Raw genomic sequence first — 24,151 nt, forward strand, 5'->3', positions numbered from 1 at the left:
AGTCCACGAGATGCACAGACGTACCTTGCTGGCCGCCGCTCTCGCGGGAGCAGTGGTGACCCCCGTCCTCGCCTCCGGTACGGCACGGGCCGCCGACCCCGGCCCCTCGGTCACCCGGACCGGCACCACCACCCTCGACAACCAGGCCATCTTCTTCGTGTCCTACGACGGACTGGTCAACAACAACGCTTTCCAGAAGAACGGCCTGCTGACCTACAAGGGTTACCAGTACGCCGTCTGGTACACCGCCGACCGCAACGCCGTCGTCGGCCGCCGCGCCCTCGGCGCGAGCACCTGGTCCACCGTGAAGGTCGGGCACACCCTTCGCTACAACGACTCCCACAACGTCATCTCCATGGGCGTCTCCAAGGTCGACGGCCGGCTGCACCTCAACATGGACTCCCACAGCGACGGCTTCACCTACGTCAAGTCCGTCGCCGGGCTCATGGACAACCCCGCGGGGCTGAGCTGGACCGCGAGCCGCTTCGGCGCGCCCCAGTCGACGCTGGACGGGCTGGCGCTGACCTCGCAGTTCACCTACCCGCAGTTCGTCTCCACGCCGGACGGCAGGCTTCAGCTGAGCTACCGCGTCGCCGTCTCGGGCAACGGCCGCAACGCCCTCGCCGAGTACGACGGCACCAGGTGGACCAACCTCGGCGAATGGTCCGCCTCCACCGGCACGTACACCAGCGAGCACGGCTCCTCGACGGCCCGCAACATGTACCTGCACGGCATCGACTACGACCGGAACGGCCGGCTGCACTCCTTCTTCACCTGGCGCGAGCAGAACGGCGCCGTGATGTGCAACAGGGGCGGCATCACCAACCACGACACCGGCTACGTCTACTCCGACGACCGGGGCCGCACCTGGCGCAACAACGCCGGCGCCGTCGTCGGTGTCACCGGCGGCTCCGACAAGGTGTCCGTGACCGACGCCGGCCTGGTCGTGGACCCGCTCAACCCGGACCACTCCCTGATGAACCAGGAGAGCCAGTTCACCGACTCCGCGGGCCGGCCGCACGCGATCATCTCCTACGTCCCGGGCCGTTTCGGCCAGTGCACCACGAACTACGTCGCGAACCGGACCGCCAACGGCCGTGCCTTCCACGTCCGCAGGAACGCCTCCGGCACGTGGCAGAAGACCGAGATACCGGTCCCGCTCAACTCCAGCCAGCGCACCAAGCTGATCCTGGACAAGTACGACAACGCCTACGCCATCTTCCCGTTCGGGCGGATCGCCGCGGCTTCCGCCGCCTCCGGGTACACCGACTGGAAGATCCTTTTCGACGGCAGCGGCCTCAACGCCTTCGGCGAGGTCGTCACCGACGAGACACGGGTCGCGCAGGACGGGGTGCTGTCCTTCATGTACCAGGAGAAGTCCAGCGGTACGACGCCCTCGGCGCTGCGCGTCGTCGACTTCCGCCTGCCCGCCTGACCGCGACCGGTTCCCGGGGCGGCGTGCCGGTAGTGTGAAGCCGCCCCGGCCGCCGCCCCCCGTCGTCTCCCTCTGGAGGTCCCTGCCCGATGGCCCAGTCGGTGGGTATCAAGGACGTCGCCCGCGTCGCCGGAGTCTCCGTCGGCACGGTCTCGAACGTGATCAACCGCCCGGACACGGTCGCGACCGAGACCCGGGCCCGGGTGCTGTCCGCGATAGACCGGCTCGGCTACGTCCGCAGCGAGTCGGCCCGCCAGCTGCGCGCCGGCCGCAGCCGCATCATGGGGCTGCTCGTCCTCGACATGGGCAACCCCTTCTTCGTGGACGTGGCGCGCGGCGCCGAGCGTGCCGCCCGCCGGGCCGGACTCGGCGTGATGGTCTGCAACAGCGCCCAGGACCCGGGCGAGGAGGCCGAGTACCTGTCGCTCTTCGCCGAGCAGCGGGTGCGCGGTGTGCTGCTCACGCCCGCCGACGCGACCGGCCGCAACATCGAGGCGTTCCGCCGGCACGGCATCCCGTTCGTCCTGGTCGACCGGGTCGCCGAGGGCACCACCGAGTGCTCCGTCTCCGTCGACGACGTGGCGGGCGGCGCCCTGGCCGTACGCCACCTCGTCGACGCCGGGCACCGCTCCCTCGCCTACGTCAGCGGCCCGCCCGGCCTGAACCAGGTCCGCGACCGGCGCACCGGCGCCCTCGAAGCGCTCGCCGAGGCCGGGCTCGGGCCCGACGCGCTGCGCGAGCTGCCCACCGAACGGCTGGACGTCGCCGCCGGCCGCGACGCCGGAGCCCGCCTGCTCGGCCTCGCCGACCGGCCAACCGCCGTGTTCTGCGCCAACGACCTGCTCGCCCTCGGCGTCCTGCAGGCCATGTACGCGGCCGGTGTGGGAGTCCCCGACGACCTCGCCATCGTCGGCTACGACGACATCGAGTTCGCCGCCGCCGCTGCCGTCCCGCTCACCTCGGTGCGGCAGCCCGCCGTCACCATGGGTGCCATGGCCGCCGACCTGCTCCTGGAGGAGACGGAGGAGGAGGGCGCGGGGCGGGCACACGAGCACCGCAGGGTCGTCCTCCAGCCCGAGCTGGTGGTCCGCCGCTCCAGCCTGTCCGCCCGCTGACTCTGAACCGCCGTTCAGCAGGGTTTCATGATCGAAGGGCTCACGAGCGGACGTTCGCTGTGATGAACTGGGACGCGGCCCGAAAATCCGTCCGTCCCGGGAGCCCTGTTGACCCACAGCTACCGCCAGCCCGGAGTCCTCCTCACCGACCGCCGCTTCACCGTCCCCCTCGACCACGACCGCCCCGGCGGCGAGACGATCGAGCTGTACGCCCGCGAGGTCGTCGCGAGCGACAAGACGCACCAGGACCTCCCGTGGCTGCTCTATCTCCAGGGCGGCCCCGGCTTCGGCGCTGACCGCTCCGTCGGCCGTCCGGGCTGGCTCGGCCGGGCCCTGAAGGAGTACCGCGTCCTGCTGCTCGACCAGCGCGGCACCGGGCACAGCACACCCGCCAACCGCCAGACGCTCCCGCTGCGCGGCGGCCCGGCCGAACAGGCCGGCTACCTCACGCATTTCCGCGCCGACGCGATCGTCCGCGACTGCGAGGCCATCCGCGCCGAGGTCACCGGCGGCACCCCCTGGACCGTCCTCGGTCAGAGCTTCGGCGGCTTCTGCGTGACCAGCTACCTCTCCCTGGCCCCCGAGGGCCTGGCGACGGCCGTGATCACCGGCGGGCTGCCCTCCCTGGACGCCCACGCCGACGACGTCTACCGCGCCGCCTTCCCGCGCATCGAACGCAAGGTCACCGCCCACTACGCCCGCTACCCGCAGGACGCCGAACGCGCCCGCCGCATCGCCGACCACCTGCTGCACCACGACGTGGTCCTGGCCAACGGCTACCGGCTCACCGTCGAGGCCTTCCAGTCCCTCGGCATCGTCCTCGGCACCGGCGACGGCACCCACCGCCTGCACTACCTCCTGGAGAACGCGTTCGTCCGGACCCCGCAGGGCTTCACGCTCTCCGACGCGTTCCTGGAGCAGGCGCAGGCCATGCTCTCCTACGCCCGCCACCCGCTGTACGCCCTGATCCACGAGTCGATCTACGGCCAGGACGCCCGGCCCACCGACTGGTCGGCCGAGCGGGTCCGGGCCGAGTTCCCGCAGTTCGACGCCGCCAAGGCGCTCGCGGGCGACGAGCCCCTCCTGTTCACGGGAGAATCGATTCACCCCTGGATGTTCGACTGCGACCCGGCCCTGCGCCCGCTGCGTGAGACCGCCGGCCTGCTCGCCGCCCGCACCGACTGGAAGCCCCTGTACGACCCGGCCCGCCTCGCCGCCAACGAGGTACCGGTCGTGGCGGCCGTCTACCACGACGACATGTACGTCGACACGGCCCACTCCCTGCGCACCGCCCGCACGATCCGCGGGCTGCGCACGTGGATCACGGACGAGTTCGAGCACGACGGGATCCGCACGGGCGGCCCCCGCGTCCTCGACCGGCTGCTGGCCCTCGTGCGGGACGAGGCGTGATGCCGTGCCGTACGCCCCGTGAGGCCGGCGGCGCCGACTAGTCTGCGGACATGACGACCACTCAACTGCAGCCCATGCCCGGCGAGTGGCGGCGTGCCCTCGCGGTCGTGGCGCACCCGGACGACCTCGAGTACGGCTGCTCGGCGGCGATCGCGGCCTGGACCGACGAGGGGCGCGAGGTCGCCTACGTCCTCGCGACCCGGGGCGAGGCGGGCATCGATACCATCGAGCCCGCGCGGTGCGGGCCGCTGCGCGAGCGGGAGCAGCGGGCGAGCGCGGCGGTGGTCGGCGTGTCGGAGGTGGAGTTCCTCGACCACGAGGACGGCGTCATCGAGTACGGCACCGCCCTGCGCCGCGACATCGCCGCCGCCATCCGCCGGCACAAGCCCGAGCTGGTCATCACGCTCAACCACCGCGACACGTGGGGCGGCGTCGCCTGGAACACCCCGGACCACGTGGCCGTCGGCCGTGCCACGCTCGACGCGGCCGGCGACGCCGGAAACCGGTGGATCTTCCCCGAGCTCGTGGAGCAGGGCCTCGACCCCTGGGACGGCGTGCGCTGGGTCGCGGTCGCGGGCTCCAGCACCCCCACCCACGCCGTCGACGCGACGGCCGGCATGGAGCGCGCGGTGGCCTCCCTGCTGGAACACCGCAGTTACATCGAGGTGTTGACCGATGAGGACCCGGAGACCTACGTCCGCCGATTCCTGACCGGGCACGCCGAAGCCATGGGGGAGCGGTTCGGGGGCAGGCCCGCGGTGACGTTCGAACTGTTCGGCAGATGACCGGCGCACGACGGGGGAGACCATGACAGGCAGCGAGGAACTGGCAGGGCGGTTCGAGGAGCACCGCGGCCATCTGAAGGCGGTCGCGTACCGCATGCTGGGGTCACTGGCCGAGGCGGAGGACGCCGTCCAGGAGGCCTGGCTGCGGCTGAGCCGCTCCGAAGCGGACGACATCGGGAACCTGGGCGGCTGGCTGACGACCGTGACCGGCCGCATCTGCCTGGACCTGCTGCGCTCGCGCGCCGCACGCCGCGAGGAACCGATGGGCGACGCCTTCGTCCCGGACCCGGTACTCAGACCCCTGGCGCAGGTCGTCGATCCGGCGGAGGAGGTGCTCCAGGCCGACTCCGTGGGTCTGGCCCTGCTCGTGGTGCTGGAGAACCTGGCGCCCGACGAGCGGCTCGCCTTCGTGCTGCACGACATGTTCGCCGTGCCGTTCGACGCCATCGCCCCGATCGTGGAGCGCAGCCCGGCCGCGACCCGGCAGCTGGCGAGCCGTGCGCGGCGCCGGGTGCGGGGCGCCACCCCATCGGCCGATCCGGACCTCGGCCGGCAGAAGCGGGTGCTCGACGCGTTCCTGGCCGCCTCGCGCGGCGGTGATTTCGAGGCGTTGCTGGAACTGCTGCACCCGGACGTGGTGCTGCGGGCCGACTCGGGGGCGTTCGTGCGGGGCGCGGCCGCGTCCAAGGTCGTCCAGGGCGCGAAGACGGTGGCGGAGCAGGCGCTCATGTTCGCCCGCTACGCACAGGCCGCTCAACTGGTGCTGGTCAACGGCTCGGTCGGGGTCATCCACGCGCCCGAGGGCCGGGTGCAGTCGGTCATGGGCGTCACCATCGCCGACGGCCGCATCACCGGCCTGTACATCCTGGCCGACCCCGAGCGGCTGGAGCGCCTGGAGGCCCCCGGGTTCGCCGGCTGAGAGGGGCGTCGCCCAGGGCCGCGCGTGGCCCCGGAAGCGCGAGTGGTCCGTAACTCCCGGTAGTGAGTACGATACTGGGTGCGCACGCGACCGCGGCTGGGGGCACCATGGGGGACGGCGGCCTGCCGCTGACGGAGGTCCTGGAGACCCTCCGCGGACAACTCACCGAGCTGATGCGGGACACCGGCGGCAAAGGCCTCCTCTTCGCCTTGGGCGACGTCGAGTTGGAGCTCGGCGTGGAAGTCACGCGGGGCGGCGGACTGTCGGGAAAGGTCCGCTTCGGCGTGGTCGAGGCGGGAGCCGACGGGACGACGGGCCGCCGCGCCACCCACACGCCGACGTGCCTCGGCGAGCCGCCGTGGCTCACAGAGCGCGGCCGCGGCCACGGTTCTGCTGGTGCCCGTGCTCTGGGCCGTGCTCAGGCTGGTGCCGATGGCCTGGGGCGTACGGGACACGTTGCCGGACCTGCTCGGCCGGCGTACGACGTGGTACGCGTTCGCGCCGGCCTGTGCCGCCGCCGTGGCGGCCGTGTTCGCGCCCCCGGCGTGGAGCGCCGGCGCGCTGGCGGCGATGTGCGTCGCATGGTTCGTCGCATGGCGGGTGCTGCGCCGTGCGCATGACGGGCCCGCCTCGCTCGCCCTGCTGCGCCGTGGCGTCGCGGACTGGCCGCACTACGTGACGCGGTGCTGGCTCTTCGGACTCGCAGGGGGCGTGGTCATGCTGGGTGACCTGGTCACGGGCGGTTGGGAGCCGTTGAGCTTCACCGTCTCGGGCATCCTCTTCACCCGGTGCGCTCTGCTGCTGTTCGGCTTCACCTACCAGCACCCCGCGCTGGGCCGGCACTGGCGGAACTTCTCGGGAGTCCGGCTGGGACGCAGGACCGCGGCTCTGTGCGGCTTGGTGCTCGCCGTCGCGTGGGTCCCCGAACTCCCGGGTTACGTGCTGCTGGTGCTCGCCGCGGTCCCCGCCTGGCAGATGCAGGGCGGCCTGTCGCACCTCATCGCGTACGGCCGGCCCGAGGGGGTGTTCCTGCACGGCGGCCGGATCTCCTACCGGGTGCGGCAGGGTCCGTATGCCGAGCGGCCGGAAGCCTGGCCGTCCTGAGGAGGCCGCCCCGATCGGTAGCCTGGTCCCCATGCGAGAACACGTGTCCGACCCGCCGGACCTGCGCGGCGACTGCGAGCGGTGCTTCGGGCTGTGCTGCGTCGCCCTGCCCTTCGCCGCCTCGGCCGACTTCGCGGTCGACAAGGCCGCCGGCACGCCCTGCCGCAACCTCCAGGAGGACCACCGCTGCGGCATCCACGCCCGGCTCCGGCAGAAGGGATTCACCGGCTGCACGGTCTACGACTGCTTCGGCGCCGGGCAGCAGGTCTCGCAGGTCACCTTCGGCGGGCGGGACTGGCGTACCGGGCCGCGGGAGGACGCCCGCCGCATGTTCGAGGTGTTCCCGGTGGTCAGGCAGCTGCACGAGCTGCTGTGGTACCTGACCGAGGCGCTCGCCCTGCCGGCGGCCCGGCCCGTCCGCGCCGAGCTGGGCAAGGCCCTGCGGAAGACCCGGGAGCTCACCGCCGGAACGCCCGAGGAGCTCGCCGGGCTGGACGTGGCGGCGCACCGCCAGGAGGTCAACGTCCTGCTGCTCAGGACGAGCGAGCTGGCCAGGGCCGGCACCAAGGGCCGCAAGAAGGACCGACGGGGCGCGGACCTCATGGGCGCCCGGCTCAGCGGCGCAGACCTGCGCGGTGCCAGTCTCCGCGGCGCCTACCTCATCGCTGCCGACCTCACCGGCGCGGACCTGCGGGGCGCCGACCTGATCGGTGCCGACCTGCGCGACGCGGACCTCACGGACGCCGATCTGACCGGCGCGTTCTTCCTCACCCAGCCCCAGCTGAACGCGGCGCGGGGGAGTGCCGGGACCCGGCTGCCCGGGTCAGTCACCCGCCCCGGGCACTGGACGGCGCAGGTCTGAATCCGGCTGCCGCACCGACGCGCGGCGCTCCGGGCGCAGCCGCAGGCCCTCCGGCATCAGTGTCAGCCGTTCCGTCACGCGCAGCCGGTAGGCCGGGTCGGCCCGCAGCTCGTAGCGCCGTAGCAGCAGCCCGAGCACCAAGGTGGCTTCGTGCAGCGCGAACTGGCGCCCGATGCATGCCCGGGCGCCCGTCCCGAACGGTTTGAAGCTGTGCGCCGGCCGGGACCGTACGGCCTGTGCGTCGAAGCGGTCGGGGTCGAACCGCTCGGCGTCCGGGCCCCACGCGTCGGGGTCCCGGTGCAGCATCGGCGTCAGCACCAGCGCCCACGCCCCGCGCCGCATGGGATGCTCCCCGGCCAGCACCGTGTCCTGCCGGGCCTGCCGGGAGAACGCGGGCGCGGTGGGCCACAGCCGCAGCGACTCGTCCAGCACCCGGCGGACGTAGCGCAGCCGGGCCACCTGCTCGTAGGCGGGATCCGCCGCGTCTGCCCACACCCGGTCCACCTCGGCGCGGGCCCGGGCCGCGATCTCGGGGTGGCGGGCGAGGTAGTACAGGGCGAAGGAGAGCGCGCCGGAGGTCGTCTCGTGTCCGGCGACGAGGAACGTGATGACCTGGCGGCGGACGTTCTGCGGCGACAGCCGCTCCCCGGTGTCGGGATGGGCCGTCTCCAGCATGCGGTCGAGCAGATCGCCGTCGCCCCCGCCGGTGGCGCGCCGGGCCCGGACCAATGCGTCGACCGTGTGGTTGAGGTGGGCGATGTCGGCCTCGTTGCGCCGGCTCGCGCTCCGCAGCAGCAGCGGGGCCAGCGGGAAGGGCACGGTGTTGAGCCGCTGCGCGTAGGTCAGCGTGCCCACCATCGCCGTCACGAAGGGATGCGGCCGGGAGCGCTCGAACGAACCGAAGTCGTGCCCGAAGCCGGTGCGCGCGATCGTCTCCAGCGTCAGCTTGGTCATGTCGCCGGGTACGTCCACCGCCCGGCCCGCGGCCGCCGCCCGGTCCCAGTGCTCCGTCAGCCGCTGCGCGACCGACAGCATCATCGGGTGGTAGCCGGCCATGGCCTCGCGGCTGAACCCCGGCGCGAGCACATCGTGGGCCAGCTGCCAGTTGGGCTCGTGGTTGTGCGCGGTGAACAGGCCGTCCCCGGCGACCGGCCGGAGGTTGGCCACACCGAGCCCCACGTGTTTGGCGAACCGCGACTCGTCCGCGAGGTCGGCCGCCTGCCGGGCACCCCACACGAACACGAACTCCTTGCCGAACGCCTTCCGCCGGAAGACCGGTCCCAGCCGGCGGGCGTAGCGCATCGACTCCTGCACAGGGGTGTTCCGGTTCACGCCGACCACGTCACCGAGGAGCGGGACCCTGCGCGGCGGATGCGGAATGCGGTCCAGCTCCGGCCATCCCAGCTCGGCGCTGCGGAACCCCTTGGGCTCCCCGGTCCGTACAGGCGCCTGGGCCATGACGCGATCTCCCTTGATACGGCGGCGGGTTCGCACGTGTTGTACGTGGGTTCAATAGCGTGCTTCAGTCTGATCCCGTTGTTGAACCGACGTCAAGTAAAGTGCGGGCATGGCCGCGAACCAGGGCGGGCGCACACGCCGCCGGCTCAGTACCGAGGAGCGCCGGGAGCAGCTCCTGTCGGTCGGGGCGCGGCTGTTCTCGGACAGTCCCTACGACGACGTGTGGATCGAGCAGGTCGCCGAGATCGCCGGGGTGTCGCGCGGGCTGCTGTACCACTACTTCCCGACCAAGCGGGACTTCTTCGCGGCGGTCGTGGAACGCGAGAGCGAGCGCATGCTGCGCATGACGGCGGCGGTGCCGGGCGTGCCGGTGCGTGAGCAACTCGCGGCAGGTCTTGAGACGTTCCTGGAGTACGTCCAGGCGCACGCGCACGGCTATCGGGCCTTCCACCGCGCCGACGCGGCCGGGGACCAGGCGGTGCGGCGGGTCTACCGGCGGGCCCTGGCCGCGCAGGAGCGGCAGATCCTCGCCGCGCTGGCCGCGGACCCCGAGTTCGGCACGGCCTTCGAGGAGCGGCCGGAGATCCGGCTGGCCGTGCGCGGCTGGCTGGCGTTCACCACGGCCGTCTGTCTGGAGTGGCTGCGCGGCACGGAGTTGAGCCGGGAGCAGGTGCGTGAGCTGTGCGCGCGGGCCCTGCTGGGCGTCCTCACCGTCTGAAAGGTCTCGCAAAGACCGTGCGACGTGGTTGGCGTGCACCCCGATCTTCGGTAGGTTAGGTGAGGCTTACCTAAGGAGGTCTGGGATGGGTGACGACAGCCACAGCTGGACAGCGGCTCCCGCCGCCGCGGAGCGGGCGCGCTCGGTGCTCGCCGCCGCGTGGTCCTGCTCCGTGACCGCGGAGGGCACGCGGGAGGATCTGGTCGGCGCGCACACCGCGGGTGAGGACGGCCGCGTGTACGTGGACGTGCCCGAGGACAGCGCCCTGCTCGCGGCCGCGATCTGCGCACCCCGCGGCGAACCGTCCGCCGTGCTGGAGTTCGCCGACGTCGCGCCCGTCCCGGTCCGCAACCGGATCCGCGCCCGGCTGTGGCTCGCGGGCTGGTTCGCCGTCGAGGGCGAGCGGCTCGCCTTCACGCCCACGCGTGTCGTGCTGCGGCAGCCGTCCGGCTCCGTGGTCGTGGACCTCGACGAGTTCGCCGCCGCCGTGCCCGACCCGCTCACCACGGCCGAGGCCCGGCTGCTGACCCATCTCGCCGACTGCCACGCCGACGCCGTCGAGCGGCTCACCCGGCTCGTCGACTCCGACAGCCTGCACGGCGCGGTCCGCGTCCAGCCCCTCGCCGTCGACCGGCACGGGCTGACACTCCGCATCGAACGCGCCCGCGCACACGGCGACGTACGCCTCGCGTTCCACGCGCCCGCCGACGACGTCGCACAGCTCACCGAGCGCATGCACATCATGCTCAGCCAGGCCACCGGGGCGTCGTGCCCACGGGCCCTACAGCGGCAGCGCACAGACGGCGACGGGTGAGGGGAACGCTTCGCCGGCGCGCCGCAGTTCGCCGTTCGCCCCGTCCACGTGGAAGACGGTGACGGTGGAGGACTTCTGATCCGCCGCGAACAGCAGCGTGCCCTCCGGCGAGAAGGCGATCTGCCGCGGAAAGTCCCCGCCCACCGGCACCGTGCCGAGCAGCCTGAGCCGGGCGCCGTCCGCCTCGACGGCGTAGCGGGTGAGGCTGTTGTGGCCCCGGTTGGCGAGAAAGGCGTACCGGCCGTTCGCGGTCACCAGGATCTGCGCCGGGTAGTTCGTGCCCGGACCCGTGCCCGTGGCCTGAGCCTCGCCGACCTCCACCCGGCCGGAGGCCGCGTCGTACGAGCAGACCGCCACCGTGTTGTCGACCTCGTTGGCGAGGTACGCGTACCGGCCGCCGGGGTGGAACGTGAGGTGGCGCGGACCCGCCCCCGGCCGGGTGTGCGCCTGCGCGACTTCGGCGAGCGTGCCGGCCCTGTCGTCCAGCCGGTACGTGTAGACGGTGTCGGTCCCCAGATCGACGGCGAGGACATGGCCCCCGTCCGGACTCGTGACGAACTGGTGGGCGTGCGGGCCCTCCTGGCCGGGGCCGGGCGGCGGACCGGTGTGCCGGACGAGGTCGGTGCGCTCGCCCAGGGCGCCCGAGGCGTCGATGGGATGCACGGCCACACTGCCCGACCCGTAGTTCGCGCTGAGCAGCCAGCGCCCGCCCGGATGCACCGACAGATGGCAAGGGGCCGCCCCGCCCGTCCCCCGGCTGCCCAGGACCTTCCGGTCGGCGAGCCGGACGGCGGTCACGGCACCGTCGTCGCGCTCGTCCACGGCGTACAGCGTGCGGCGGTCCGGGTGGAGCGCGAGATACGACGGGTCGCCGACGCCGGTGACGGTGCCGCTGCCGGTGATCCGGCCCGTCGCCGCGTCGTACGTGGCCAGGCCGATGCCCTTGCCGCCGCCCTCGGCGGACGTGTAGGTGCCGAGGTACAGCGGGCGGGGTCCGGAGGGGCGGCGGGCCTCCCGCGACGCGCTGGTGCCCGCCTCGGGCTCGGGGGCCGGAGTCGTCGCCGGCTCGGGAGCGTTGTCACAGGCCGGCAGCGCCGCCGCGGCGGCCCCGCCCGCCAGTGCGCCGACGAACCGGCGCCTGCTCCAGCCACCACTGTCCATGTCGCCCCTCAGGTCGTCACTCGTCCCCGTCGTGACAGCCACCTTGACGTTTCGGCGCCGCCGAGTGCAACAACGGCAGGCCCCGGCCGCCTACCAGTCCCCGTCCGCGACCGGTTTGCCCGGGGCGTCCTCGATCTGATGGGTCTGCCCCGGCGTGGGCGGCTGCCAGGGCTCGTGGTCGTCGCCCAGCCAGTCGCCGACCGGCTTCACGGACTGGAGCGTGCCGGTGGGAGGCACGTCCTGCGCGTCCTCGTCGTAGTAGTCGAACCAGGGCAGGCCCGCCCGGGTGTACGCGGCCCGGTCGACCGGTGACGGCGGTGCGGCCTCGCCGGTGATGCGGCGCCACTCCGGGGGTGTCACCAGGTGGACGAAGACCCGGCCCGCGGGCCGCTCCGACCAGTCCGGGAGCGGCCGGTCGTCCTGGTAGACCTCCTGCCGCATGGAACCGCCGACGCCCAGACCCATCGCCGCGGCCGCACGGGGCGGGCCCGCCGGAGCGGCTCCCCCGGCCGGCGCCGGAACCGACCCGGGCGCGGGCGGGGCCGCCATGGGCATCGGGGCGCCGAAGCCGGCCGAGACGGGCGGGGCCGCCATGGGCATCGCGGCGCCGTACCCGCTCGGCGGCGGCATCGACCGCTGCCGCTCCGCACGCTCCCGCTCCTCCTCACGCCACCGCGCCAGCTCCCGGTCGTTCAGCGCGAAGGACTGCAACTGGACCCCGCCCCACACCTCCTCGCCCGTGACCTGCCCCTCCACGGTGGCGCCCAGGCCGAGCGGGACGGCCACGAACTGCCGGACCGTGCCCGTGCCGGAGTTGATGCCGTCCAGCCAGGGCTGACGGGGGAGCACCACGTAGTTCTGCGGGCCGCGGGCCAGACGGTCGCTCCAGGGCCGGCCCGAGACCGCGCACACCTTGCCGACCCCGACCTGGAGCGCGGCCGGCTCCGAGGTGCCCGCGAAGCTCAGCCACATCGCCTCGCGCAGGTACACCGGGAGCATCACACCGCCGCGCGCTCGCCACGCCTCGGGAACCCTGCCCTCGTAGTCCGCGACCCGCCGCACCGGGAACTCGCCGAGTCCCGGCGGCAGCGGATGGGTGCCGGTCTCCGGCAGGCGCAGCGTGCGGATGAACCGCACGGCGACCCCGCCCGGCAGCCGCAGTGTGTTCCCGTCGATCCGCACGCTCGTGTCGGCCATCGGCCCGCTCCTCACATCAGGTGCCGGCCCCTGCCGGCGTTCCCCTCAGCGAGAACGCGCGCCGAACCCCGCGCGGTTCCGCCACATCTGTTCCGTGACGCCCAGCCGCTCCCGCAGCCGTGTCAGACGGGGCATCCGGGCGCGCTGCTCGCGCGACACACGGTCCAGTTCCTCGAACAGACGCCGGGTGCGGTGCTCGGTGTCGAGTTCGTCGAGGATGCGGTTGACCTCCGCCAGGACGGCTCCGGGAAGCTGCCAGTGCCCGGGCACCCGTTCCGCCTCCTCGCGCAGCAGCAGGGCCAGCTTGTCGCGGGTGCCCGCCGCGGTGCGCAGTTCCGCGGCGAGACGCTCCTCCGCCGATTCGGCGCTCGTGCTGAGGTGGGTGGTCACCAGCACCGCGAAGCTCACCACGGCGTCGGCGATCTCGGACAGCAGCTGCTCCAGGGCGGCGCCCGTCTCGGCCTCGAACAGTGGCTCGGGTTCGCGCTCCTTCGCAAGGTCGGTGAGGGAGCGGGCGAGGACCCGCAGGACGACCGTGCAGATCTCCAGCGTGTCCAGGCCGGTGCGCAGCACGACCCGGTGCAGCACGCTGTCCTGCACGCGCGGGTTGAGCCGCAGACTGTCCTCGGCCTGCCGGAGGGCCGCGTCCACCTCGACGATGTCGTGGTCCAGGCGGCGCGCCTCGTGCAGCTGCTTCTCCGCGCGGTGCACGGGCGTGCCGCCGGCGGCCTCCTCGCCCATGCGCAGCATCAGCTGCCGCAGCCGCCGGGCCAGGTCCCCGATCGACTCGCCCGCCTCCTCCACCCATACCGGCGGCGCCAGCAGCAGGTTGCAGGCGAGACCGACGACCGCGCCGATCAGCGTCTCCACCACCCGGGCCCAGGCGGTGTCCCCGACGGTGGTGACGCCGAGGACGAGCATCGCGCTGATCGCGACCTCGGGTACGTACTCCTCCACCCGGACCAGCCGCCCCACGGCCAGCGAGGCCACCAGGAGCAGCGCCAGGCTCCACCAGGTCAGGCCCACCAGCAGGCTGAACGCGATGGCGAGGAGAACCCCGGTCACCACGGCGTTCACCCGCCGGAAGCCGTTGGTGAGCGTGGCGTACAGCGTCACCTGGACGACCAGCAGGGCCGTCAGGGGAGCGGTGAGGGGCGCCGCCTCGGGGCTCAGGCGCAGCGCGATGACGTAGGCGATCGTCGCCGCGGTCGCGGACCGCAGTGTCTGGACGACCACGGGATCACGACGCTTCCTGACGATCCGCCCGGCCTGCGCCGTCCACTCACGTACCTCTCGCATCCTCGGGCTGTTCCCCTTCCCCGGCGCATCGAACGCATCTGTCGAACACGTCCGTGAAGGACGCTCACGAAGGACGTTAGTGCCGGGGCAAACCTCGGGCGACCGAGGGGCTCAGGCGTACACCTTGTCGAGGAAGGCGGCCAGATGGCCCGTGGTCCGCTCGATCTGCTCCTCCACGGTGAGGCTCTCCTCGAACCGGGTTCCGGTCTCCAGCGCCTTCTTCCCGCGTACGTACAGGGAACAGCCGAGGTCGGTGCACATGTACGCCCCGACGGAGTTGCCCTCACGCCCGGCCGCCCCCGCCTTGCGGGCGGTCATCAGCGAGACCCCGCCCCGCGGGTGGGTCGTCAGGCACAGCGAACACATGCTGCGGTGCAGGAACCCGCGCTGCGCGGCCTGGAACCGCATCGCGACGCCGACGAGCCGCCCCGCGCGCTCGGTCACCAGATAGCTCCGGTCGGGCGCCCCCGGATCACGCCACCCGAGGAAGTCGAGATCGTCCCAGGGCCGTGCGTCGAGGTCCCGGGGCACGGCCAGGCGCTTGGCCTCGCCCTTCGAGCAGTTGATGAAGGAGGCGCGGATGTCCTGCTCGGTGAGCGGCTGCACGGGAGGCTCCTCGGGAGTGGTCGTCGCAAAACCTAGGGGTCCTAGGTTTCGTGGGCCAGGTCAGGGTAGACAGCGTCGGCCGCCGAGGGCGACCGGATTTCCGTCAGGCCTCGTCGTCCGGGACGCCCGGCGGCCACACGCCGGGCGTCAGCACCCCCAGGGCGTACGCCCGGGCCACCAGTTCCGTGCGGTTGGAGGCGCCCCAGCGGGACGACAGGCGGCGCAGATGGTAGGTCACCCCGTCCGTGGTGAGGGCCGTCTCCCGGGCTGCCCGGGCCGTGGTGGCGCCGGCGGCCAGAAGCGCCAGGATGCGGGCCTCCATCGGGGTGACCGGCATCCCTTCGGCGGGTGCGGCGGGGGAGGGGGCGCGTTCGGCGTCCACCCGGAGCATCACCAGCAGCGCGGGGGTGTCCTCCACCGTGTCGCTGACCGGATCCGCCGTCAGTTCGCCGTAGCGCTCCACGCCGTCCGGGGCCCGCCAGCGCACCGACACCTGGTAGCGCGAGCGGTGGCGCAGGCGCAGGGCCTCCGCGATGCGCTCCACCTGTGTGGCCTCCCGCGGGCTGAACAGCTCCAGCACGTCACGGCCGCGCAGCCGCCCCGGCGTCGTACCGCACTCCGCGGCCATCGCCGGATTGGCCAGCAGCACCGCCCCGTACACGTCGCACACCGCGACCGGCATCGCGATCCGGTCGAACAGCAGCAGGGCGCGGTTGCGCCACGTCACGGCCTCCTGCCGGGCCAGATCCACGAGCCTCTCCTGCCACGCCGGGCCGCCCCCGCGCAAGAGCGGCACGTCTGCTCGCACTACACAATCATGCAGTGCCACGGCGCCGACCCCCGGGCCCGGTGGATCACGCTGGAGCGCAGTACTTCCGTACCGCGAAAGGCCGTTGCCGCGTCATGCCCCCCACCGGACAGAATCCCCCGACCGCCGACACCCTCCCCGGCGTCCCCGTCGCCGACATCTCCGCCACCGGACCCGGCGGTGCGCCCGTCCAGCAGGCCATGGACCTGATGCGCGAGCACGGGCCCGTGTTCGTGCGGAGGCTGTACGGGCGGGACACCCTGTTCGTGGGCGACCTGGATCTCGTGACCGACCTCGCGGACGAGCAGCGGTTCGCCAAGCACATCGGGCCCGGTCTGGAGAACGTCCGCGAGTTCGCCGCCGACGGCCTGTTCACCGCCTACAACGACGAGCCCAACTGGGCCAAGGCGCACGACATCCTGATGCCCGCCTTCGCACTGGGCTCGATGCGCACCTACCACCCCGTGATGCTGAAGGTGGCCCGCCGGCTCATCGCGTCCTGGGACCGCGACGCCCGCGCCGGACGGCCGGTGAACGTGCCCGACGACATGACCCGCATGACGCTCGACACCATCGGACTCGCCGGGTTCGGCTACGACTTCGGCTCCTTCGAGCGGGCCGAGCCGCATCCCTTCGTCGAGTCGATGGTCCGCTGCCTGGAGTGGAGCATGACCCGCCTGGCACGCGTCCCCGGCCAGGACTACTCGGTGCAGGACGCGGCCTTCCGCGACGACTCCGCCTACCTCGCCCGGGTCGTCGACGACGTCATCGCCGCGCGCACCGGCACCGACCAGAGCGACGCCGACGACCTCCTCGGCCTGATGCTCACCGCCGAGCACCCGGCCGACGGCACCACACTCGACACGGCCAACATCCGCAACCAGGTCATCACCTTCCTGATCGCCGGCCACGAGACCACCTCCGGCGCTATGTCCTTCGCGCTGTACTACCTCGCCAAGCACCCCACCGCCCTGGAGCTGGTGCAGCGCGAGGCCGACGAGCTGTGGGGAGACCAGGCCGACCCCGAGCCCACGTACGACGAGGTCGGCAGGCTCACCTACACCCGCCAGGTGCTCAACGAGGCCCTGCGGCTGTGGCCCACGGCCGCCGTCTTCTCCCGGCAGGCCCGCGAGGACACCCTGCTCGGCGGGCGCATCCCGCTGCGGGCCGGGCAGTCCGCCCTGGTCCTCGCGCCGATGCTGCACCGGCAGCCCGTGTGGGGCGACAACCCCGAGCTGTTCGACCCCTCCCGCTTCACGCCCGAGGCGGAGGCCGAGCGGCCGGTGCACGCCTTCAAGCCGTTCGGCACCGGCGAGCGCGCCTGCATCGGACGGCAGTTCGCGCTGCACGAGGCGACCATGCTGCTGGCCATGCTCGTCCACCGCTACCGGCTGCGCGACCACGCCGACTACCGGCTCACGGTCAAGGAGACCCTCACCCTCAAGCCCGAGGGCTTCACCCTCGCACTCGCGCCGCGCACCTGCGCCGACCGCGTCCACACGCCGCTGCCCGGAGCCGCCCCCGCCCAGGACACCGGCTCGGCCGAGCCGCAGGGCCTGCCCACCCGCGTCCGCCCCGGCACCGCCGCCCTCTTCCTGCACGGCAGCAACTACGGCACCTGCCGCGACTTCGCGGCACAACTCGCCGACGAGGCCGCCGCCGTCGGGTGCGCCACCGAGGTGGCAGCCCTCGACGCCTACGCGGGCAACCTGCCCACCGACCGGCCCGTCGTCATCACCGCCGCCTCCTACAACGGCCGCCCCACCGACGACGCCACCGCCTTCGCCGCCCGGCTGGACGAGAGCCACGACCTGTCCGGCGTGACGTACGCCGTTCTCGGCGTCGGCGACCGCAACTGGGCCGCCACCTACCAGCACGTCCCCACCCGCATCGACGAGCGGCTCGCCGCATCCGGCGCCGGGCGGCTGCTGGAACGCGCCGCCGCCGACGCCTCCGGCGACCTCACCGGCACCGTCCGCACCTTCACGGCCGCCCTGCGCACCGCCCTGCTGGAGCGCTACGGCGACCCGGACGCCACAACGCCGGACGCCGAGCCCACGACCGCCTACGAGGTCCGCACCCTGACCGGCGGCCCGCTGGACGCCCTCGCCGAACGGCACGGTCTCGTCCCCATGCGCGTCACCGAGGCCCGCGACCTCACCGCGCCCGGCTACCCGCGCCGCAAGCGGTTCGTCCGTGTGGCGCTGCCCGACGGCGTCACCTACCGCACGGCCGACCACCTCACCGTGCTGCCCGCGGGCGACCCCGACCTCGTCACCCGCGCCGCCACCGCGCTCGGCGCCGACCTCGACACCGTCCTCGACATCCGCGCCACCCGCCCGCGCCGCGACGGCATCGTCGTGGACCGGCCCGTGACGGTACGGCAGCTCCTCACCCACCACGTGGAGCTGCAGGAGCGGCCCAGCGCCGGGCAGCTGGCAGCGCTCGCCGCCGCCAACCCGTGCCCGCCGGAGCGCGCGGCCCTGGCCGCCCTCACCGACGACCCGCGCACCCTCGTGGAGATCCTGGAGGACCACCCGGCGCTGCGCGGCGCCCTGGACTGGCCGCAGCTTCTCGACCTCCTCACCCCGATGCGCCCGCGCCACTACTCCATCTCCTCCTCTCCGGCCGTCGACCCCGGCCACGTGGACCTGATGGTCTCGCTGCTGGAGGCACCCGCCCGCTCCGGCAGGGGCCTCTACCGCGGCACCGGCTCCGGACACCTGGCCTCCGTGGAACCCGGTGACACGCTGTACGCGCGCGTGCAGCCGTGCCGGGAGGCCTTCCGCATCGACGTCACCGACGACCCGGCACCGGTCGTCATGGTCGCGGCGGGCACCGGCCTCGCCCCGTTCCGCGGCGTCATCGCCGACCGCACGGCGGCCGTCGCGGCGGGCGCCGAACTCGCCCCGGCCGTGTGCTACTTCGGCTGCGACGCCCCCGACGCCGACTTCCTGCACGCCGCGGAACTGCGCGCCGCCGAAACCGCCGGAGCCGTCTTGCTGCGCCCCGCCTTCAGCGAGACCCCCGAGGGCGAGGTGCGGTTCGTGCAGCACCGGATCGCCGCCGAGGCCGAGGAGGTCTGGGCCCTGCTGGACGCCGGAGCGCGGGTGTACGTCTGCGGAGACGGTTCGCGGATGGCGCCCGGGGTGCGGGAGGCGTTCCGTACGCTGTTCCGGAAGCACACACCGGGCGCCGACGAGAGGGCTGCCGAGCAGTGGCTCGACGGGCTGATCGCGGACGGGCGTTACACCGAGGACGTGTACGCCGCCGGCTGACCGCGGACGCAGTTGAGGGGTGGGGCACACGGTGGTGGACTCCTGGGAACGGGCCCGGCACGTCCTTCAGGAGGCGGGTCTGGACCCGGGCCGCCTCGCCCGCCTCGCCCCGATGACCGGCGGCACGTACAACACCGTCGAGGAACTGCGCCTCACCGACGGCAGCCGCTACGTGCTGAAGACCCCGCCCCCCGCGGTCGTCCCCGGCCTGCGGCACGAGCGCGAGCTGCTGGTCTCGGAGGCCGAGTTCTACCACTCGGCCGCCCGCGTCGAGGTCACCGCACCGCAGCTGGTGTCCATGGGCGACGGCTTCCTGCTGATGACGGCCTGCCCGGGCGACCCGTGGGACGGCACGCTCACCGACGCGGAACACGCATCCCTGCGGACGGAACTGGGCCGCCAGGTGGCCCGGCTGCACCGCGTGACGGGCCCCGGCTTCGGCTACCCCTCCGGCGCCCTCGGCCCGCTCGCCCCCGACTGGCGGACGGCGTTCACGGGGATGATCGACGCCGTCCTCGACGACGCCCGGCGCTACGGCGCCCGGCTGCCCCGCCCCGTCGACGAGGTGGCCGGGACCGCCGCGTCCGCGTACGGCGCCCTCGACGAGGTCACCGTCCCGTGCCTGGTCCACTTCGACCTGTGGCGGGGCAACATCCTCGTCGACCGCGCGGACGGAAAGGCCCGCATCGGGGGCCTCATCGACGGGGAGCGCATGTTCTGGGGCGACCCCCTGGCCGACTTCGTCTCCCTGGCGCTGCTGGGCGACATCAGGAGCGACGAGGAGTTCCTGGCCGGGTACCGGGAGGCCGGGGGCCGGGCCCGCTTCGACACCCCGGCCCGTCTGCGCCTCGCCCTGTACTGCGCCTACCTGTACCTGATCATGCTGACCGAGACGATTCCCCGCCGGGTCGCCGGGGAGCAGGAGCGCTGGGTGCAGGAGCGGGTCGCCCCGGAACTCCTCGCAGCCCTGGACGAGATCGCGGAGACCGCCGGGCCCACCGGTTAGCTCACATCGTGAAATAAGGGGTGGGGAAAGGTCGCGCCACGCCCGGACCCGACGGTATGTTGCAGGTCGGACAGGGGATGCGAAGGGAGCCTCATGGCGGCGGGGAACGGGCGCACGGTACGCGATCTCAGGCGGGCCAACCGCACGGCCGTGCTGCAACGGCTCTACTTCGACGGCCCGCTCAGCCGCTTCGAACTCGGCCCGGTGACCGGCCTGAGCTCCGGCTCCGTCAGCAACGTCGTCGCCGACCTGGTCGCCGACGGACTGGTCGAGGAGGCCGGAAGCGTCGACTCCGACGGCGGCCGCCCCCGCACCCTGCTGCGTGTCGCGCCCGGCAGCGGCCACATGATCGGCGTCGACGTCGGCGAGACCCGGGTCCGCGTCGAGCTGTTCGACCTCACCCTCACCGAACTCGCCCGCGCGGAGCACCCGCTCACGCCGCAGCGGTACGAGGTCGAGGTCATCGTCGGCCACATCCGCCAGGGCATCGCCGAGGTGCTGGACGCCGCGCGTCTCGCGCCCGAGCGGCTCCTCGGCGTCGGCATCGGCGTCCCCGGCATCGTCGAGCGCTCCCCCGACCGCGGCGCGCTCGTGCACGGGCAGACCATCGGCTGGGACGCCGTCCCGCTGGAGGTCCTGCTCCGCACCGGGTCCCCGCTGCCGGACACCGTCCCGTACTTCATCGACAACGGCGCCAAGACCCTGGGCCAGGCCGAGATGTGGTTCGGCGCCGGACGCGGCGCCCGCAACGCCGTCGTCGTCCTGTTCGGCTCCGGCGTCGGCGCGAGCCTCGTCACCCCGGACGTGGAACAGGGCCGCGCCGTCGAATGGGGGCACCTGACCGTACGGGTCCGGGGCCGCCGCTGCCGGTGCGGGGCGCTCGGCTGCCTGGAGGCCTACGCGGGCGCCGAGTCGCTGCTCGCCCGCTGGCGGGAGGAAGGCGGCCGGGCCCCGGAGGGCACCGATGAGGAAACCGCCCTCACCACGATGCTCGCCGCGGCCCACCCGCCCGAGGGCGTCGCGGCCGACCCCGTCGCGCTGGCCGTCCTGGAGGAGACCGCCGAGTACCTGGGCGCGGGCCTGTCCGACCTGATCAACCTCTTCCAGCCCGAGCGCATCCTCATCGGCGGCTGGGCCGGCCTGGCGCTCGGCGCACGCTTCCTGCCCGCCGTGCGCCGCCACGCCATGTCGTACGCGCTGCGCCACCCGGCCGGGAAGGTGACCGTCGACCTGGGGCGGCTGGGGCCCGACGCGGTCACGGTCGGTGCCGCGATCCTGCCGCTCGCCGACTTCTTCGCACGCGGCGGGCGGCGCCCCGACCCGGCTCCGGAGTATCCGCTCCCCGCCTGGCGGACGGCGCTTCAGGAGCGGACCCCGCGCTGAGGTTTCGCCGATCACCGCGGAGGTACTCGCGTGGCGCCCGGACCACAGAAGGGAGCACGCCGTGACCGACCACCGCCTCGAAGGACCCGGCGAGAACGGTGACCCCATCCCGCGGGACATGCCGGACCAGCAGGCAGACGACGGCGAGGACCCGTGGGAGGTCGCCCCGCGCTTCACGGGCACCGGGGAGGACGACGAGCAGCAGAGCGACGACGAGACCGACGAGCCCGCCGGTGACGTCCCCGACACGGACGAAGCGGGGACGGGCCGGCAAGGAGCACCGCGCTCGGGAACGGTTCAGACCGAGCACCCGGTGCCGGACGAGCCCTCCGCCTGAGGAGGGCATCCCACCGAGGGCCGCAGCCGGCTGTGGGGGTCGGCTGCGGCCCTCGGGCATGTCCCGGCCCGCTCGCGAGCTCGTCGGATCAGCCCACCTTGCGTCCCCGCAGCGGCTCCGTCGGCGCCCCCGCGCCCTGCTGGAGGCCCAGCAGGAACTCCTCCAGCACCTCGGGCGCCGTACGCTCCGGCCGCCAGCCGAACTCCGCTCGCGCCCGCGTGCAGTCCATCAGAGGCAGTCGCAGCACCGCGTCGAACAGGTGCGGGGAGGCGGGCAGCAGATGCAGGCCCCAGGCGGCGGCGATCGCCGACCGGGCCGCGCCGCGCGGCAGCCGCACCGGACGCGCGTCGAACATCTCGCCCAGCAGCCGCGCGTCGACCGGGGGGTCGGCCGCCAGGTTGAACGCGCCCCGGACATCCGAGCGCAGCGCCAGCCGGTACGCGTTCGCCGCGTCGTCCGTGTGCAGCGCCTGCATCCGCAGCCCCGGGATGTCCGGCAGGAAGGGCAGCATCTCGGGGCGGGCCAGCGGGCCGGGCAGGAAGCGGCCGCCGAAGATGCGGCGCTGCTCGCTCGCCGACTCCCGCTGGAACAGGAAGGCGGGCCGCATCCGCACCACCCGCGTCTCGGGGTGGTCGCGCTCGAACGTGTCCAGCGCCCGCTCCAGATAGGCCTTCTCCCGGCAGTACGCGGCGTCCGGCCAGCCGTGCGTCGGCCACGACTCGTCCACCGCCTCGTCCTTCGGACCGGGCGAGTACGCGCCGACCGACGAGGCGTGCACCAGCGCCGGCACGCCCGCCGCGGCCACCGCCTCGAAGACCCGCATGCTGCCGAGCACATTGGTGCGCCAGGTCGCGGCCGGGTCGTGCGTCGGCTGGAACGCCCACGCCAGATGGACCACCGCGTCCGCGTCCGTGAACCGCTCCACCAGATCGGACCGCTCGGACGCCAGATCGACGGCGGCCCAGTCCGTCTTCGGCGGCGACCAGTCGGGGATCCGCCGGGCCAGGCCCAGCACGGAGGCGACCTCCGGGTCCTCCGACAGCAGCCGCACCACACTGGTGCCCACATTGCCGGTGGCACCCGTGACCACGATCCTCATGCCCGTTGCGCTGCTCACCTCGTGCTCCTCTCGGCCGCGGCCCCCCGGGACGTGACCGAGTACCCCGGGGGCGCCGAAAGCACTACGGCGGACGGAAGCCGCGTCACTCCTCCTGGTCGCGGTCGCCGGGGACGGTTTCCGCCCAGAGGTTCTCCGCCTGGAGCAGCAGCGTGCCCAGCACGGCCGTGTGGGCGGCCCCCTCCCCGGCGTGCCGGCGCAGGTTCTCCTGCAACTCCTCGTGCAGCTCCCGCATCGCCTTCTCGGTCTCCGCGTCCGGCCGGGCGGTCACACCGCCCTCGAGCAGACTGTCGGCCTCCGCGCACAGGGCGTCCCCGATCAGCTCCAGCAGGCGCGCGTACGAGCGCAGGGCAGGACCCTCGGGCGGGGCAGGTGTCCGCTTGTCGTCCACGGACACCGCGAGCGCCCGGGTCAGCGTGGCGACGTGCCCGGTGACCCGGCTGAGCCGTTCGTCCTCGTCCACCGCCGGCAGGACACCGTCGTGCGGCACACGGTGCAGTGTGCGCAGCGGGGCGTAGGTCAGGCGCAAACTCTCCTGACTCCACCGGCGCGCCGAGCGCAGTGCCTTCAGGCGGTGGTCCAGCCGGTTCGAGGCACTGACCCAGCCGGCGGCGGTCTGCGCGTCCCACTCGCCCTCGCGCAGATCGCCGGCGATGGTGTGCAGCACCTCTCCCGCCTCCCGGGCGAGTGCCGCCAGGTTCTCCCGTACGTCCCGCAGGTGGATCGGCGGCAGGACGAGGGCGTTGACGGCGACGCCGATGACCGCGCCGATCGCGGCCTGCCCCACCCGGTGCCCGACGGCGGACAGGCTCACCATGCCCGAGGAGATGGTGAACAGGGCCGTGGTCGCCGCGTAGATGCCCTGGTCGCCGAAGCGCGGCCAGTTCGCCAGCAGCATCAGCACCGGTACCGACAGGGCGAGCGCGCCGGTCGTGTCGTCGGTGATCGCCTGCGCCCCCGAGGCCACCAGTGTGCCGACGCAGATCGCCCCGAACTGCCGCGCGCCCTGCACCAGGGAGCTGAACACGGTGGCCTGCACCAGGACCAGCGCCACCCAGGGCGCCATCAGGGCCAGCGGGTCGCCCATCCAGACGCCGCCCACCAGCCAGGCCAGCACCGCCGCCCCGGCCGCCTTCAGCGACTGGACGACCAGATCCCGCTCCCGCCCGGGCCCCCGCCACGCCGCTCGCACGGCGCTCCAGGCACCCCGCGTGTCGCGCCGCACGGCATCCACCGGCCGTACGGTGCGCACTCCCCGCTCCAGGCCGCGCATCCGCCCCTGAGCCGACGGTGCTCCCTGGGGGCGGTCATCCGTGCCCGCGCCCGTGCTTCTGTCTCT

21 protein-coding genes and 1 pseudogene are annotated in these 24,151 nt (G+C 73.5%); 14 read left to right on the plus strand and 8 right to left on the minus strand.

What is annotated here, in order from left to right; all coding sequences use genetic code 11:
• Positions 1-10: 10 nt before the first annotated feature.
• From A4E84_RS37460 to A4E84_RS37490, 8 genes and pseudogenes are all read left to right on the plus strand, one after another.
• Positions 11-1,435: a BNR repeat-containing protein gene (locus tag A4E84_RS37460; RefSeq protein ID WP_062930801.1), complete on the plus strand. Its 1,425-nt coding sequence runs from the start codon at positions 11-13 to the stop codon at positions 1,433-1,435.
• Positions 1,436-1,524: 89 nt separating this feature from the next.
• Positions 1,525-2,550, plus strand: a complete 1,026-nt coding sequence (locus tag A4E84_RS37465) for a LacI family DNA-binding transcriptional regulator (RefSeq protein WP_062930802.1) — start codon at positions 1,525-1,527, stop codon at positions 2,548-2,550.
• Positions 2,551-2,658: 108 nt separating this feature from the next.
• Positions 2,659-3,960 carry an alpha/beta fold hydrolase gene (locus A4E84_RS37470; RefSeq protein WP_062930803.1) on the plus strand — a complete coding sequence of 434 codons (1,302 nt, stop codon included), beginning with the start codon at positions 2,659-2,661 and terminating at the stop codon, positions 3,958-3,960.
• 50 nt (positions 3,961-4,010) lie between these two features.
• Entirely contained in the window at positions 4,011-4,745 is a 735-nt protein-coding gene (locus A4E84_RS37475) for a PIG-L deacetylase family protein (protein ID WP_062930804.1), read from the plus strand.
• A gap of 22 nt (positions 4,746-4,767) precedes the next feature.
• Positions 4,768-5,664: an RNA polymerase sigma factor SigJ gene (gene sigJ, locus A4E84_RS37480; protein ID WP_062930805.1), complete on the plus strand. Its 897-nt coding sequence runs from the start codon at positions 4,768-4,770 to the stop codon at positions 5,662-5,664.
• Positions 5,665-5,771: 107 nt separating this feature from the next.
• Positions 5,772-5,990: pseudogene (locus A4E84_RS45935) on the plus strand (trypco2 family protein); the annotation flags it as partial.
• Between the two features lie 70 nt (positions 5,991-6,060).
• Positions 6,061-6,768, plus strand: coding sequence for a hypothetical protein (locus tag A4E84_RS37485; RefSeq protein WP_062930806.1), 708 nt, complete (start codon positions 6,061-6,063; stop codon positions 6,766-6,768).
• A 31-nt stretch (positions 6,769-6,799) separates the two neighbouring features.
• Positions 6,800-7,630, plus strand: coding sequence for a pentapeptide repeat-containing protein (locus A4E84_RS37490; RefSeq protein ID WP_062930807.1), 831 nt, complete (start codon positions 6,800-6,802; stop codon positions 7,628-7,630).
• Here the strand turns inward: A4E84_RS37490 and A4E84_RS37495 are convergent.
• Positions 7,592-9,088, minus strand: coding sequence for a cytochrome P450 (locus A4E84_RS37495; protein ID WP_062930808.1), 1,497 nt, complete (start codon positions 9,086-9,088; stop codon positions 7,592-7,594). The genes A4E84_RS37490 and A4E84_RS37495 overlap by 39 nt on opposite strands.
• 109 nt (positions 9,089-9,197) lie before the next feature.
• Between A4E84_RS37495 and A4E84_RS37500 the strand changes: the two genes are divergently transcribed.
• Complete coding sequence (locus A4E84_RS37500; protein WP_062930809.1) at positions 9,198-9,806, plus strand: TetR/AcrR family transcriptional regulator; 609 nt, start codon at positions 9,198-9,200, stop codon at positions 9,804-9,806.
• An 85-nt stretch (positions 9,807-9,891) separates the two neighbouring features.
• Positions 9,892-10,620 (plus strand): DUF2470 domain-containing protein, encoded by a 729-nt coding sequence (locus A4E84_RS37505; RefSeq protein WP_062930810.1) that lies wholly within the window; start codon positions 9,892-9,894, stop codon positions 10,618-10,620.
• Here A4E84_RS37505 and A4E84_RS37510 read toward each other — a convergent pair.
• The 5 genes from A4E84_RS37510 to A4E84_RS37530 all read right to left on the minus strand — a co-directional run bounded on the left by A4E84_RS37510 (position 10,588) and on the right by A4E84_RS37530 (position 15,634).
• Positions 10,588-11,781 carry a lactonase family protein gene (locus tag A4E84_RS37510; RefSeq protein WP_107308436.1) on the minus strand — a complete coding sequence of 398 codons (1,194 nt, stop codon included), beginning with the start codon at positions 11,779-11,781 and terminating at the stop codon, positions 10,588-10,590. The genes A4E84_RS37505 and A4E84_RS37510 overlap by 33 nt on opposite strands.
• 90 nt (positions 11,782-11,871) lie before the next feature.
• A complete protein-coding gene (locus tag A4E84_RS37515) occupies positions 11,872-12,978 on the minus strand; it encodes a hypothetical protein (RefSeq protein WP_062930811.1) in 1,107 nt (368 codons plus the stop codon).
• 45 nt (positions 12,979-13,023) lie between these two features.
• Positions 13,024-14,277 (minus strand): FUSC family protein, encoded by a 1,254-nt coding sequence (locus A4E84_RS37520; protein WP_079129282.1) that lies wholly within the window; start codon positions 14,275-14,277, stop codon positions 13,024-13,026.
• Positions 14,278-14,388: 111 nt separating this feature from the next.
• Positions 14,389-14,883, minus strand: coding sequence for an FBP domain-containing protein (locus A4E84_RS37525; protein ID WP_062930813.1), 495 nt, complete (start codon positions 14,881-14,883; stop codon positions 14,389-14,391).
• A gap of 103 nt (positions 14,884-14,986) precedes the next feature.
• Positions 14,987-15,634, minus strand: coding sequence for a PAS domain S-box protein (locus A4E84_RS37530; RefSeq protein ID WP_062930814.1), 648 nt, complete (start codon positions 15,632-15,634; stop codon positions 14,987-14,989).
• A gap of 152 nt (positions 15,635-15,786) precedes the next feature.
• On the opposite strand from A4E84_RS37530, the gene A4E84_RS37535 reads away from it, so the two are divergent.
• The 4 genes from A4E84_RS37535 to A4E84_RS37550 all read left to right on the plus strand — a co-directional run bounded on the left by A4E84_RS37535 (position 15,787) and on the right by A4E84_RS37550 (position 21,695).
• Complete coding sequence (locus A4E84_RS37535; RefSeq protein WP_062930815.1) at positions 15,787-18,969, plus strand: cytochrome P450; 3,183 nt, start codon at positions 15,787-15,789, stop codon at positions 18,967-18,969.
• A gap of 31 nt (positions 18,970-19,000) precedes the next feature.
• Positions 19,001-19,975 (plus strand): phosphotransferase family protein, encoded by a 975-nt coding sequence (locus A4E84_RS37540; RefSeq protein WP_062931799.1) that lies wholly within the window; start codon positions 19,001-19,003, stop codon positions 19,973-19,975.
• Between the two features lie 93 nt (positions 19,976-20,068).
• On the plus strand, positions 20,069-21,358 hold the full coding sequence (locus tag A4E84_RS37545) for an ROK family transcriptional regulator (protein WP_062930816.1): 1,290 nt from the start codon (positions 20,069-20,071) through the stop codon (positions 21,356-21,358).
• Between the two features lie 61 nt (positions 21,359-21,419).
• The gene (locus tag A4E84_RS37550) at positions 21,420-21,695 is read left to right on the plus strand and encodes a hypothetical protein (RefSeq protein WP_062930817.1); all 276 of its coding nucleotides are present in this window, start codon (positions 21,420-21,422) and stop codon (positions 21,693-21,695) included.
• Positions 21,696-21,783: 88 nt separating this feature from the next.
• On the opposite strand, the gene A4E84_RS37555 is transcribed toward A4E84_RS37550, so the two are convergent.
• Entirely contained in the window at positions 21,784-22,812 is a 1,029-nt protein-coding gene (locus tag A4E84_RS37555) for an SDR family oxidoreductase (RefSeq protein ID WP_062930818.1), read from the minus strand.
• 85 nt (positions 22,813-22,897) lie between these two features.
• A complete protein-coding gene (locus A4E84_RS37560) occupies positions 22,898-24,085 on the minus strand; it encodes an FUSC family protein (protein WP_062930819.1) in 1,188 nt (395 codons plus the stop codon).
• Positions 24,086-24,151 lie beyond the last annotated feature (66 nt).

Origin of the sequence: Streptomyces qaidamensis, from assembly GCF_001611795.1 — a bacterium.
In the GTDB taxonomy this organism is placed as follows: domain Bacteria; phylum Actinomycetota; class Actinomycetes; order Streptomycetales; family Streptomycetaceae; genus Streptomyces; species Streptomyces qaidamensis.

Coding starts and splice junctions, on each gene's coding strand:
- A4E84_RS37460 (WP_062930801.1), top strand. CDS start 11: ATGCACAGACGTACCTTGCTGGCCGCCGCTCTCGCGGGAGCAGTGGTG.
- A4E84_RS37465 (WP_062930802.1), top strand. CDS start 1,525: ATGGCCCAGTCGGTGGGTATCAAGGACGTCGCCCGCGTCGCCGGAGTC.
- A4E84_RS37475 (WP_062930804.1), top strand. CDS start 4,011: ATGACGACCACTCAACTGCAGCCCATGCCCGGCGAGTGGCGGCGTGCC.
- sigJ (WP_062930805.1), top strand. CDS start 4,768: ATGACAGGCAGCGAGGAACTGGCAGGGCGGTTCGAGGAGCACCGCGGC.
- A4E84_RS37490 (WP_062930807.1), top strand. CDS start 6,800: ATGCGAGAACACGTGTCCGACCCGCCGGACCTGCGCGGCGACTGCGAG.
- A4E84_RS37495 (WP_062930808.1), bottom strand. CDS start 9,088: ATGGCCCAGGCGCCTGTACGGACCGGGGAGCCCAAGGGGTTCCGCAGC.
- A4E84_RS37500 (WP_062930809.1), top strand. CDS start 9,198: ATGGCCGCGAACCAGGGCGGGCGCACACGCCGCCGGCTCAGTACCGAG.
- A4E84_RS37505 (WP_062930810.1), top strand. CDS start 9,892: ATGGGTGACGACAGCCACAGCTGGACAGCGGCTCCCGCCGCCGCGGAG.
- A4E84_RS37510 (WP_107308436.1), bottom strand. CDS start 11,781: ATGGACAGTGGTGGCTGGAGCAGGCGCCGGTTCGTCGGCGCACTGGCG.
- A4E84_RS37515 (WP_062930811.1), bottom strand. CDS start 12,978: ATGGCCGACACGAGCGTGCGGATCGACGGGAACACACTGCGGCTGCCG.
- A4E84_RS37520 (WP_079129282.1), bottom strand. CDS start 14,277: ATGCGAGAGGTACGTGAGTGGACGGCGCAGGCCGGGCGGATCGTCAGG.
- A4E84_RS37535 (WP_062930815.1), top strand. CDS start 15,787: ATGCCCCCCACCGGACAGAATCCCCCGACCGCCGACACCCTCCCCGGC.
- A4E84_RS37545 (WP_062930816.1), top strand. CDS start 20,069: ATGGCGGCGGGGAACGGGCGCACGGTACGCGATCTCAGGCGGGCCAAC.
- A4E84_RS37560 (WP_062930819.1), bottom strand. CDS start 24,085: ATGCGCGGCCTGGAGCGGGGAGTGCGCACCGTACGGCCGGTGGATGCC.